The organism is Bartonella sp. A05 (assembly GCF_026930145.1).
GTDB lineage: Bacteria > Pseudomonadota > Alphaproteobacteria > Rhizobiales > Rhizobiaceae > Bartonella.
Window position 1 is genome coordinate 113132 of the sequence record NZ_JANHOJ010000004.1, and the last position, 12442, is coordinate 125573.

General features: G+C 38.6%; 13 protein-coding genes. 4 read left to right on the plus strand and 9 right to left on the minus strand.

The window, feature by feature from the left end; translation table 11 throughout:
* Nucleotides 1-219: 219 nt before the first annotated feature.
* Nucleotides 220-426 (plus strand): hypothetical protein, encoded by a 207-nt coding sequence (locus NPX98_RS05115; RefSeq protein ID WP_269023078.1) that lies wholly within the window; start codon nucleotides 220-222, stop codon nucleotides 424-426.
* Here the strand turns inward: NPX98_RS05115 and dprA are convergent.
* From dprA to NPX98_RS05135, 4 genes are read right to left on the minus strand one after another with little or no spacing between them, the layout of a single operon-like run.
* Nucleotides 356-1570 carry a DNA-processing protein DprA gene (gene dprA, locus NPX98_RS05120; RefSeq protein WP_269023079.1) on the minus strand — a complete coding sequence of 405 codons (1215 nt, stop codon included), beginning with the start codon at nucleotides 1568-1570 and terminating at the stop codon, nucleotides 356-358. The genes NPX98_RS05115 and dprA overlap by 71 nt on opposite strands.
* Nucleotides 1527-2180 carry a glycerol-3-phosphate 1-O-acyltransferase PlsY gene (gene plsY, locus NPX98_RS05125; protein WP_269023080.1) on the minus strand — a complete coding sequence of 218 codons (654 nt, stop codon included), beginning with the start codon at nucleotides 2178-2180 and terminating at the stop codon, nucleotides 1527-1529. The genes dprA and plsY overlap by 44 nt, the downstream gene beginning before the upstream one ends.
* An 11-nt stretch (nucleotides 2181-2191) precedes the next feature.
* On the minus strand, nucleotides 2192-3493 hold the full coding sequence (locus NPX98_RS05130; RefSeq protein WP_269023081.1) for a dihydroorotase: 1302 nt from the start codon (nucleotides 3491-3493) through the stop codon (nucleotides 2192-2194).
* On the minus strand, nucleotides 3490-4455 hold the full coding sequence (locus NPX98_RS05135) for an aspartate carbamoyltransferase catalytic subunit (RefSeq protein ID WP_269023082.1): 966 nt from the start codon (nucleotides 4453-4455) through the stop codon (nucleotides 3490-3492). The genes NPX98_RS05130 and NPX98_RS05135 overlap by 4 nt, the downstream gene beginning before the upstream one ends.
* Nucleotides 4456-4582: 127 nt before the next feature.
* Here NPX98_RS05135 and NPX98_RS05140 point away from each other — a divergent pair, with 127 nt between their 5' ends.
* Entirely contained in the window at nucleotides 4583-6211 is a 1629-nt protein-coding gene (locus NPX98_RS05140) for an acyl-CoA dehydrogenase family protein (protein WP_269023083.1), read from the plus strand.
* On the opposite strand, the gene ruvX is transcribed toward NPX98_RS05140, so the two are convergent.
* Nucleotides 6196-6675 (minus strand): Holliday junction resolvase RuvX, encoded by a 480-nt coding sequence (gene ruvX / locus NPX98_RS05145; RefSeq protein ID WP_269023084.1) that lies wholly within the window; start codon nucleotides 6673-6675, stop codon nucleotides 6196-6198. The genes NPX98_RS05140 and ruvX overlap by 16 nt on opposite strands.
* A 157-nt stretch (nucleotides 6676-6832) precedes the next feature.
* Here ruvX and gatC point away from each other — a divergent pair, with 157 nt between their 5' ends.
* On the plus strand, nucleotides 6833-7120 hold the full coding sequence (gene gatC, locus NPX98_RS05150; protein WP_269023085.1) for an Asp-tRNA(Asn)/Glu-tRNA(Gln) amidotransferase subunit GatC: 288 nt from the start codon (nucleotides 6833-6835) through the stop codon (nucleotides 7118-7120).
* Between the two features lie 30 nt (nucleotides 7121-7150).
* Entirely contained in the window at nucleotides 7151-8635 is a 1485-nt protein-coding gene (gene gatA / locus NPX98_RS05155; protein ID WP_269023086.1) for an Asp-tRNA(Asn)/Glu-tRNA(Gln) amidotransferase subunit GatA, read from the plus strand.
* 110 nt (nucleotides 8636-8745) lie between these two features.
* Here gatA and NPX98_RS05160 read toward each other — a convergent pair whose 3' ends face one another.
* The 4 genes from NPX98_RS05160 to NPX98_RS05175 are packed head-to-tail and all read right to left on the minus strand — an operon-like array spanning nucleotide 8746 to nucleotide 12356.
* Nucleotides 8746-9456, minus strand: coding sequence for an ABC transporter ATP-binding protein (locus tag NPX98_RS05160; protein ID WP_269023087.1), 711 nt, complete (start codon nucleotides 9454-9456; stop codon nucleotides 8746-8748).
* On the minus strand, nucleotides 9443-10225 hold the full coding sequence (locus NPX98_RS05165) for an ABC transporter ATP-binding protein (protein ID WP_269023088.1): 783 nt from the start codon (nucleotides 10223-10225) through the stop codon (nucleotides 9443-9445). Before NPX98_RS05165 ends, NPX98_RS05160 begins: the two co-directional genes overlap by 14 nt.
* Complete coding sequence (locus NPX98_RS05170) at nucleotides 10222-11280, minus strand: branched-chain amino acid ABC transporter permease (protein WP_269023089.1); 1059 nt, start codon at nucleotides 11278-11280, stop codon at nucleotides 10222-10224. Before NPX98_RS05170 ends, NPX98_RS05165 begins: the two co-directional genes overlap by 4 nt.
* Complete coding sequence (locus NPX98_RS05175; RefSeq protein ID WP_269023090.1) at nucleotides 11280-12356, minus strand: branched-chain amino acid ABC transporter permease; 1077 nt, start codon at nucleotides 12354-12356, stop codon at nucleotides 11280-11282. Before NPX98_RS05175 ends, NPX98_RS05170 begins: the two co-directional genes overlap by 1 nt.
* Nucleotides 12357-12442 lie beyond the last annotated feature (86 nt).

A 12442-nucleotide genomic window follows, 5' to 3' on the forward strand; every position in this document is an offset into this window, starting at 1 on the left:
ATGATCTTTATAAACTCCTTTCAAATGAATAGCTAATGGCAATTGGTCAAGAGCACATAAAAAAATTATATTATACAACTTTTGATTGTTATTATTAAAAATACACCTTATAAGAATAATGGTGCGACTTATTTTTCACGGCTAATATAAAAGGCATACGGCAAAATACTGAAATAACGTCTGTTGAGAGATGAGGAGAATACTTAAGGTTAGAAAATTATGTTTATAAATCGTTTAAAAGTTATCCAATATATTACAGATATGTCAAAGCAAATGAATCAGATGGCACGTCAAGCGCATAGTCCACTTTTAGCATTGCTTTTGGATATGGTAGTTGAAGAAGGACAAAGTATTATTAATAGCGCTGAAACTCTTGGTGAAGATTCGAACTCGACAATGACACATAACCGCCAGAGTGTCGAATAAGTTTTCCAGCAAGGTCAAGCTCAACCAACAAGAGGTAGAGGTTTTGTAAGGGGACGCCTGAATGAATGCTGAGTGTATCTAAATCAATTGGGGTTGTTGAAAGTGCTGAAAGGATGGCGGTGCGTTCTGTGTCATTTCCAATTGAAGAAGGTCTATCGGTTTGTTCTTTGGGTGAACTAAAGCTTTCTGGTTGCAATGGAATTGGATCTGATTCTTCAAAAAAATTGAGTTGAAGATTATCTGTATCCGGGCTTAACGGTGTAAGCGTTTCTATGATATCAGAAGGATGGGTAGACAGTAAGGCGCCTTCTTTTATAAGCTTATTTGTCCCAACCGATCTTGGATCAAGTGGAGAGCCGGGGAGAGCAAAAACCAAACGTCCTGTTTCAACAGCGTGGCGTGCTGTAATTAAGGAACCTGATTGCATAGCGGCTTCTACCACTAAAAGACCAAGCGATAGACCTGCAATAATACGATTTCTTCTTGGAAAATCGACAGCACGAGGTTTCCAACCAATTGGCATTTCACTAACAATAGCGCCACCATTGGTGATAATATCATCATAAAGTTTGTTATTTTCAGAAGGATAGATATGATCGATGCCACCCGCCATAACTGCAATGGTGCCGGTTAGCAAACTTGCTTGATGAGCGATGCTATCAATGCCACGTGCGAACCCAGAAATAATCGCAAAGTTAGCATTTCCAAGAAAATTAGCAAATTGAGCGGCTAATTTTTGCCCGGCTGCAGAAGCATTTCGAGAGCCAACAATTCCAACTGAAGGTTTATCAAAAACCGAAAAATTTCCTTTTATGGCAATCAATGGTGGTGAAGATTCCATTGCTCTAAGGAATGGCGGATAGTCTGGTTCTCCTACACCAACAAACCGAATACCCAATTTCTCGGCTTGTTGCATTTCTTTTTCCGCATCTTCTAGCGTTGCTATTCGGATAGATGCACCAAAACCTCCCTTTCTACTTAGCTCAGGAAGCATATCTAGAGCATTTTCAGCTGTTTTATAATAATCAATCAAATTGCGAAAAGTAACTGCTCCAACATTCTCGCTGCGCAACAGTCGCAGCCAGTTCAAACGTTGATGATCAGTCAGCAGGATCCCCTTTTTTATTCCTGTTTTTATCGCCAACTTTACTCTCTTCTCCAGCTAATAGTCTGCTCATATTTTCATGATGTTTTATAAGAACGAGTATGCTCATTGCTACTATGATACAGTTAGCATAAAGGTTTGGAAAGAAAAAATAAACAAAAATTGGTACAATAATGACAGCCATAATGGCGGATAACGAGGAATAGCGTGTAAAGAAAAAAAAAGCTATCCAGATAATGGCAAAAACAATTGCTGCTGGCCAATAAAATCCTAAGCATACACCTAAATAGGTAGCAACACCCTTGCCGCCTTTGAATTTGAGCCATATGGGAACAAGATGCCCCAAGAAAGCAAAAAATCCAGTGAGAGGAACAATAATATTATTTTCTACTGGATAAAAGAAAAATTTTGCAATCAGAATAACAATGGTTCCTTTCAATGTATCGCAAAGAAGAGTCAGAGCGGCAATTTTTTTGTTTCCTGTTCGTAAAACATTGGTCGCCCCAATATTTCCAGAGCCAATCGTTCTTACATCGCCAAGTTTAGCAAATCGTGTGAAAAGCAATCCAAATGGTATAGAGCCAATAAGATAGGATATGAGGAAAATTGAGTATGTGTGGAATTGAAAAAGTGTTTCTATTTCTCTCATCTAAAATCTCATTAATTTTTTTGAGAAAGTTTAAATACTGACCGTCCCTTAACAAAAGTTTGGAGTACACGCCCCTGAAAACGTGCATTCTCAAAAGGTGTGTTTTTTGAGTGTGAATGCAGCATATCTACAGATAATATCCACGGTTCATCAAGATCAACTAAAATAAGGTCTGCACGAGCGCCTTTTTTTAGTGTGCCTGCATTTAAGCCAAAGAGTTTTGCAGGGGCAGTTGATAAAAGTTCAGCCAATCGTAAAAGAGGCACGGTTTCATTGTGGTAAAGGCGTAAAGCTAAACTAAATAAAGTTTCCATACCAATAGCGCCTGCTTCAGCATCTTGGAATGGTAAATGTTTTACATCGATATCCTGAGGATCATGGGAAGAAACGATAATATCCATTGTGCCATCTTTTATGGCTTGAATCATTGCTATGCGATCTTCTTCTGCGCGTAATGGAGGTGTTAATCGAAAAGATGTACGATATTCGCCAATGTCATTTTCATTAAGGGATAAATGATTAATGGATACACCAGCTGAAATTTTTGTATTACACTGCTTTGCAGTACGAATTGCGTCTGCAGACATAGCTGTTGATATTTGTGCAGCATGATAGCGTGTTTGTGTCAGTGCAGCCAGTCGTAGATCTCTTTCTAGTGGTATGATTTCAGCTTCACGTGGTATTCCGGAAAGACCAAGCCAACTTGCTAGAAGACCTTCATTCATAACACCCTGACCTGTAAGGTCTTTGTCTTGTGTTTCGTGAATCAAAGTGATATCAAAGTCACGTGCGTAAGTCATTGCCCGTCGCATAACAGATGCGTTTTGAAGCGTCTTTTTTCCTTCACTGAAGGCAACAGCGCCTGCATTTTTCAACAAACCAAATTCAGTTATTTCTCTTCCGTTGAGACCTTGGGTAATAGCGGCGACAGGATAAATATTTACCGAAGATATTTCGCGTGCTTTCTGTGTGATAAATTCGACAAGCGCTACATTATCAATGACTGGCTGTGTATCTGGCATCATAAGAAAGGAGGTAATACCACCAGCTGCTGCTGCTTGGATTGCTGAAGCAATCGTTTCACGATGTTCAGCTCCTGGCTCACCAACAAAAACGCGAGCGTCGACCAGTCCAGGTAAAATTGTTTTATTTCGTGCATCAATAATTTCTGCATCCTCTGGTGTTCCTTGATTTAAGGCTTCTTTTCCAGAGGTTGTAATAAGTCCATTTTCAACAATAACTGTACCCACTTCATCGATCGCGCGTGAAGGATCAACAATACGAGCGTTTTGAAAAACAATTGGCCGTGTCATTTTTTTTCTCCACTCCAGTTATGGCGCGAATCTAATAAAGCTTCTATAATGGCCATGCGTACAGCAACTCCCATTTCTACTTGTGTATGGATCATACTTTGTATCCCATCTGCTATATCAGAGGCAATTTCCACACCACGGTTTATTGGACCGGGATGCATGATGATGCAATCACTTTTAGCGTAAGATAAGTTTTCTTTATGTAAACCAAAATGATGAAAATATTCATGAACGGAGGGAATAAAAGCACCTGTCATGCGCTCTCGTTGTAAGCGTAGCATCATGATGACGTCAGCCTCTTTGAGGCCTTCTTTCATCGTGTTAAAAACTTCAACACTCATATCTGCAATTCTGGTGGGTAGAAGCGTTGAAGGAGCAACAACACGAACACGTGCTCCTAAAGTATTGAGACTTATTATATTAGAACGTGCAACGCGTGAATGCAGGATATCACCGCAAATTGCAACGGTTAATCCTTCAATACGGCCTTTTGTTTTTTTGATGGTTAAAGCATCTAATAAGGCCTGCGTTGGATGTTCATGTGCACCATCACCTGCATTAATTACACAACAATCAACATGTTGCGCTAAGAGGGCAGCTGCTCCAGCGCAATTGTGGCGTACAACAAGTATATCAGGATTCAACGCATTGAGGGTCATTGCTGTGTCAATTAATGTTTCTCCTTTTTTTACGGATGAATTGTTAATAGCTATATTCATCACGTCTGCACCTAATCTTTTACCCGCTAACTCGAACGATGATTGTGTTCGCGTGGAAGCTTCAAAAAAAAGATTAATTTGAGTTCGTCCACGTAATGTGGATTTCTTTTTACTAATTTTCTTGGAAAGAAGAATATTTGCATCTGCACGATCGAGTAATGCGGCAAGATCTTGTACACTTAGGCCTTTAATGCCTAAAAGATGTTTATGGGGAAAAATTGGAAAAAAAATATTTTGAGTCATAGTGCTATTTTCTATATCTCTTTAAAAAGAGATTAAACAAGTATTTATCCGAATGTAATAAATGTTTTTAACTACAAAAAGATAAATAGTCTATGATACAAATGATTCGAATGATAGGAATACACCTATGAGCGCTGTGTCTGTGCAGAACCTCCATCGAAAAAATGCATTTCTTAGTGATACGCTTATGTTGCGTATAGCATCCACATTACCTACATCTTTATTAGCGAGTTTTGAAAAAATGGGGGATTTTGTGGTTAGTCACAGAGCGCTAAATCTCTCTTATTTGGCAAATCATTATAGGCCAGTATTGCATCATGATAAAGCATGGGGGCAGTCAACAGAACAATTAGAGCTACATCCCGCGTATCATACACTTCAACAATATTCTAGAGAAGCGGGGCTAATCACTTCACTTTGGGAGAATACAACTGAAGACAATGGAGTACGTTATCAGGCACGTGCTATCCGCTTGTCTTTGATTGCTGGTTTAGAAACAGGACATTTGAATGAGATTAGTACAACAAGTGCAGTCATCGCAGTACTAATTGGGGATATTGCGTTATTTAAAAAATTGCAAAATGCACTTTTGTCGCGTCAATATGATTCATCTTCTAGACCGATTGATAATAAACAGGGAGCTTCGCTTACCTGTGCTTTTGATAATATTGAGACAAGCGAAAAATCCTCTTCTAACTTTCCAACTGCTCAAAAGGTTTCTTTTGATGGGAAGATGGGGCGTGACTTATATTGTTTAAATGGTACTAAAGCCAATGTCATTAATCCGATGGCAGACGGATATCTTGTCAGTGCAGAATTAGATGGTCATTTAAGTTGCTTTTTAATCCCACGCGTGCAAGAAAATGGTACGTTGAATGGTGTCATATCAGTCCGTTATTTAGTGCAGCGCTCTGGAGAATATTCAACACCAGAAGGTATTGTGAATTTCCAAAATAGTTATGGTTGGCTTGTAGGTAATATTGGAGAAGGCGCTAAGATAATGAAGGATATCGAAACCATGATTCGTTTCGATCAATCCGTAATATCGGCTGGTGTTTTGCGATCAGCGCTTCAATTTGGCATAGATTTTTTTCGGCAAAAAATGCAGGGTCAGAATTTCCCACCATTAACAGAACGTATTTTTGCAGATATCGCACTTGATATTGCTGGTTCACAAGCATTGGTTCTGCGTTTAGCACGAGCATTTGATAATGCTGCCAATAATCGTTCTGAAGCAGCTTTTGCACGCATCATGACACCTATTATTGCTTATCATGTGAGTCAATTGGTTGTTCCTATCGTTGGCGAAATTATTGCACAACTTGGTTTGGATAGTTTTATGGAAGGAAATCCATTGCCGCAAATGTTGCGTGATGGACCTGCACGGATTGTTAGAAATAATGGCGCGAGCCAATTGGTTAAAGATGCCATTCTCATAGCAGATAAAGCACCTGGATTATTTCAACAATCATTGGAAAAAATTGCAGCTGATATTGGGACAGCAGGGCCACGGGCAGTTGAAATTGTTAATTCTGCTGTGCAGATGGCATCAACAAACGGGGGGGCTGGCAGATTTTTCATTGAACAAGTTGCATACGCAACAGCTGTAGCAGCACTCAGTTTCTCGGAAATGGGGCATGTTGCGAATGCTTACATGGAAAGCCGTCTCGGAGGGCAGTGGAGATCATCTTATGGCATGCTAATTACACGATATAATGCGGGACAATTGTTAAATATCCTTTATCCTTCCGTATGATGAAGGATCTTGATTCTATCAAGAGCGCCTTGTAATATAAAAGCAGCGGCTGCTGAATCAATACGTGTTGCTCTTTTTGCACGTGATACATTCATTTCTAAAAGGAAACGTTGGGCTGCAATAGTCGATAATCGTTCGTCCCAAAAAACAAATGGGGTTTTTGTATGTGTTGCCATATTACTAACAAAAGCTCGAGTGGCTTGAACTCGCGAGCCACTACTTCCATCCATATTAATAGGTAATCCGATGATGGCAACACCTACATTTTCATTATCAAAAATTTGTATAAGCGCGCGAGCATCCAGCGTAAATTTCTTTCGTTGCAGAACAGGGCGAGGGTTTGAAAAAGTCAAACTGATGTCTGAAATAGCAATGCCAATGGTTTTGGTACCAAAATCCAAACCTGCTATTGTTTGCTCGGATAAAAGATGCATGCTAACTTCATCTATGTTAATAATATTCATGGAATTCACGATTGGAGCTTTGTTCTATTTTAGGTTAGTATTTATAATGAAACCACTGTGCAAATATCAATATTTTTGCTCTTAATAAACAGAGATTTGTATAGCCGAAATATGAATAGATTAATGTCGAAATAAAATTTAAGCAGAAAGGCATAATATGTCTGTTGATACTAAAACAGTCAAGCGGGTAGCACATTTGGCACGTATTGCTATCCATGATGATGAGGCAGAGCGTATGACAAAGGAGCTTAATGCTATTTTAGGTTTTGTAGAACAACTTAATGAAGTTGATGTCAATGGAATTGAACCATTAACATCAGTGATGCCAATGGCTTTGCGAATGCGTGAAGATAATATCACAGATGGCAATAAAGCTACAGATATTGTAGCAAATGCACCTGTAACGGAAGAAAATTTTTTTCTTGTTTCAAAAGTCGTTGAGTAATTTTTTATATTTTTAAATTCGAGAATCAATATGACCGATTTAACAACCCTAACAATTGCACAAGCCCGTGATGCTTTAACAAAGGGAGATCTGAAAGCAACTGAATTAACAGAAGCTTATTTAAAAGCAATTGAATTGGCTAATCCAACTTTAAATGTCTATGTAAAAGTAACAGCAGAACAAGCGATTAAAATGGCTTCTAAATCGGATGATCGTTTAGCCAAAGGGCAGGTCGGTATTTTAGAGGGAATTCCTCTGGGAATTAAGGATCTCTTTGCAACACAAGATGTTCATACTCAGGCTTGTTCTTATATCCTTGATGGTTTTAAACCAAAATATGAATCAACTGTAACCGCTAATTTATGGAAAGATGGAGCCGTTATGCTGGGCAAACTTAATATGGATGAGTTTGCTATGGGGTCATCTAATGAGACATCATATTATGGGCCAGTTATCAATCCATGGCGGAAAAAGGAATCAGATGAAAAGCTCGTTCCAGGTGGTTCCTCAGGTGGTTCTTCGGCTGCTGTTGCAGCGCATCTTTGTGCAGGTGCGACGGCAACTGATACTGGTGGTTCAATACGTCAGCCAGCAGCTTTTACTGGTACAGTGGGGATAAAACCAAGCTATGGACGGTGTTCACGGTGGGGAAGTGTAGCTTTCGCTTCATCGCTCGATCAGGCGGGGCCTATCGGGCGTGATGTGCGTGATTGTGCGATTATGCTTCAGTCAATGGCTTCTTTTGATGATAAAGATTCAACTTCTGTTGATTTACCAGTCCCTAATTATGAAAGTTATCTTGGCAAGTCTATCAAAGGAATGAAAATTGGTATTCCAAAAGAATACTATATGGAAGGAATGTCTTCAGAGATCATAGAGCTTTGGCAAACAGGAATCAAATGGTTGCAAGAAGCAGGAGCTGAGATCATCAATATTTCATTACCCCATACAAAATATGCCTTGCCAGCTTATTATATTGTTGCTCCTGCGGAAGCGTCTTCTAATTTAGCGCGCTATGATGGTGTTCGTTTTGGACTTCGTATTCCGGGAAAAGATATCATTGAAATGTATGAAAATACACGCTCAGCTGGTTTTGGTGATGAGGTAAAACGGCGTATTCTGATTGGTACTTATGTTCTTTCAGCGGGTTATTATGATGCCTATTATCTTAAAGCTCAGAAAGTACGAACATTAATAAAACGTGATTTTGACCAATGCTTTGCAGATGGTATTGATGCTATTTTAACTCCTGCAACACCAACACCAGCTTTTGGCATTGCTGATGAAAGAATCAAAAATGATGCCTTGGCAATGTATCTCAATGATATTTTTACAGTACCAGTTAATATGGCTGGGCTACCAGGAATTTCTGTTCCTGCTGGTTTATCAGCTAATGGTTTACCGCTAGGATTGCAATTGATTGGTAGACCTTTTGCCGAAGAAGTTGTTTTTCAGATAGCTCACATTATAGAACAGGCAGCAGGAACGCTGAATCCTGAAAAATGGTGGCCATAAAATAAAAAAGTTTAAGTTTTCTATCAAATCAAAAACATTTCACTTAAAGAAAAAGCACCTCTTTTAAGAGGTGCTTTTCTGGTATAGTTTTTTAATCATTATACGAGCATTTAGCCACCGAGATATGCTTCTTTGACACGTGGATCAGACAGCATATCTTTTCCTTCCCCATGAAATAAAATTTTTCCTATTTCTAGAATATAGGCATAATCAGCAATGGAAAGTGCTGCAAATGCGTTTTGTTCAATGAGAAGAACAGTTTTCCCCATATCATTAATTTTTCGGATAATCGAAAAAAGTTCTTGTACAAGAAGTGGTGCTAAACCAAGAGACGGCTCATCCAATATAACCATGTCAGGGTTACTCATAAGTGCGCGACCTACAGCGAGCATTTGTTGTTCTCCGCCTGACATTGTACCGCTCAACTGCTTAGATCTTTCACGTAAACGCGGGAATAGATCAAATATCCACTCGATAGCACGAGTGATACTAGCTTTATCATTGCGAATATAAGCTCCTAGCTGTAGATTTTCCAAAACAGTAAGATGGGGTATAATACGCCGCCCTTCGGGACTCAGTGCAATTCCTAATTTCAAAATTTCTTCAGGTTGTTTTTCAACAATGGATTGACCTTTATATATAATCTGTCCACCAATAGATCGATTAAGCCCTACAATAGAACGTACAATACTGCTTTTTCCTGCTCCATTAGCACCAATTAAAGTGACTATACTCCCTTCTTTTATCGACATAGAAAGGTCGTGAATAGCTTCAATGGCACCATAATGAACGTGAAGATTTTTTATTTCAAGAATATTCATGTATATCTCCGCCAAGATAAGCTTCAATCACTTTAGGGTTGTTGCGAATTTCATTTGGTGTTCCATTGGCAATACAACGGCCATATTCTAGAACCCAAATATCTTGGCAAAGCCCCATAACAACCCTCATATCATGTTCAATGAGAAGAATTGTAAGATTAAACTCTTCTCTTACTTTTGCTATAAATTTCCTAAGATCTTCGCTTTCCTGTGGATTCATCCCAGCAGCAGGTTCATCAAGAAGAAGCAATTTGGGTTCTGTTGCTAAAGCACGTGCAATTTCCAACCGCCGTTGTGCACCATAGGGCAAAGTTGTTGCTAATTGGTTGGCGAGATGAGCAAGCTGAAGCTGTTCAAGGAGTTTCATTGAGTGTTCATAAATCTTATTTTTCTCTTTAATTGCATTTGGTAATAATAGAGCTGAGGCAAACCATGGGTATTTTTGCCGAATATGAGCACCTAGCATAACATTTTGTAAGACTGTTAATCCTGAAAAAAGGCGAATATTTTGAAATGTCCGTGCAATATGGTATTTACAGATGATATGAGGTGGCAGCCCAGAAACCTTTTGCCCATCCAAGAGAATTTTTCCACTCGTAGGTGCATAAAAGCCAGAAATCATATTGAAAACAGTCGTTTTTCCAGCCCCATTCGGACCAATCAATCCAGTAATTGTATTCCGTTTAATCGCCATATTAATATTGTTTACAGCGATCAATCCGCCAAAACTTATCGTGAGATCATTGAGTAAAAGGATGCTGTTGTTCATGGCTTTTTCCCACTATTAGAGAGTTTTTTGCGTTTTAAAAAGCAATAAATCCAATTCCATGAAAATTCACGTTGGCCGAATAATCCTTTTCGCCAGAACAAGATAATTGCCAACAATAAAAGTGAAAAAATAACCATTCGTAGTCCTGGTATTCCTGGAATATGTATAAAACCTAAGTTTAGCGGACTTTCGATAATACGAAACCATTCAAGCATTACTGTAATAATAATACTACCAACAATACTTCCAGTAATAGAACCAAGACCACCAGCAACAACAATCATCAAAATATTAAAAGTGAGGAGAAAGTTAAACATTTTGGGATCGATGGTTGAAATAAGAGCAGCCATCAATGCTCCTCCAATGCCTGCAAAAAATGCACCAACAGTAAAGGAAAAGCTACGGTAGAAAAAAGTATTAACCCCCATTGTTTTGGCAGCAATTTCGTCATCACGAATAGCGCGTAATACGTTACCAGTATTGCTTCGTAATAGAATAGCAATAAAGATAATTGTAAACGCTAGCCAACCATAGTTCCACCACAATGAAGCATTTTGAGGTATTCCTTTAATTCCTAATGCACCATTTGTTATAGATGTTGCATTGGTAATGATAACACGAATAATTTCTGCAAAACCTAATGTTGCAATACCAAGATAATCACCAGCAAGACGTAATATAGGCAATGCAATCAATAGACCTATAGTTGCAGCACATAGACCACCGATAACAACAGAAGCAAAAAATGGCAATTGCAGATTTTGCAATGGTTCAGCTATCGGTTCTAGAATCCACATGATTTCTTTTTGTTCAGGAGAAAGCAGAAGAATTGCACATACATAAGCACCGATGGCTATAAAACCAGCATGTCCAAGAGAAAACATGCCTGTAAATCCATAAATTAAATTGAGCGAGATTGCTAATATTGCATTGATGGCAATAAGATTGATTATACGGAGTGTATAGTCGTTAAAATGATTATCAGCATAAAATAAAAAGCTGATAAGAATTATGATACCAATAAATGACAGAAAACATGTCGTTGATTTTGCCATTAGATTTTCTCCTGACTTTTTTTGCCCATTAAGCCAGTAGGCATGGCCAATAAGATAAGAATCAATAAAATGAAAGCAAAGGCATCTCGATATCCGGATAAAGCTGGAAAGAAGGCGACAATCATAATTTCGATAAATCCTAGCAAAAATCCACCAAGCATTGCTCCTGGAATTGAGCCAACACCTCCGATAACGGCAGCTATAAAAGCTTTCAATCCGGGAAGAACGCCCATATAAGGTTGAATTTGAGGATAGCGTAAAGCCCACATAATTCCTGCGACAGCTGCTAGTGCTGAACCTATAGCAAATGTGAATGCAATAATTTTATTAACAGAAACACCCATTAAACGAGTCGTTTCAATATCGTGCGAGATTGCACGCATAGCAAGACCAGGTTTTGTTTTATTGATAACCCATAGCAATAAAATAACAAGAATAAAGGAAACAGCAGGAACAATAAGAGACATGGGAACGATGCGAACAATATCGTTTGAACCTTGTCCAAAATGCCATTGAATTGGTGTTGCAAAAAAATCTGGCTGCTTTACACCTTTTGGAACACCGCTAAAGAGAACGGTTGCAAGATTTTCAATAAAAAAAGACACTCCAATTGCACCAATAAGTGCTGAAATACGAGGAGCATCACGCAGGGGCTTATAAGCAAACTGATCAACAGCAACACCTATTGCGCTTGTAATAAAAATTGAAAAACAGAGGGCTAAAATCCAAATAGGCGCAAAATCTTGAGGGTCAATTTTTGAATAATAAATAACCCCAAAGACAAGAATAAGAAAAACGCCAATCCAATAGTTTTTTGGTCTTGTTTTGAATCCTACAAATACTGAATAATAAATAAAAACAGCCAACAATATAAGCAAAACGGCGATCCACGCAGGCATAAAGCTAATTGTCGAAAAGAAAACAAAATACGCACCCAGCATGAAGACATCACCGTGGGCAAAATTAATTAATCTTAGAATACCATAAACCATGGTATAACCAATTGCGATAAGCCCGTAGAGTGATCCTAACGCTAATGCATTAAAAAAATTCTGGATGAACATTTCAGTGCTCATCTCTTATCCTTCCGTGTTTATGAATTCACATAAGATGAAATGTGATGCTTCTAAATGATCTGGTTAAAAATGTTTTTTAACTAGAT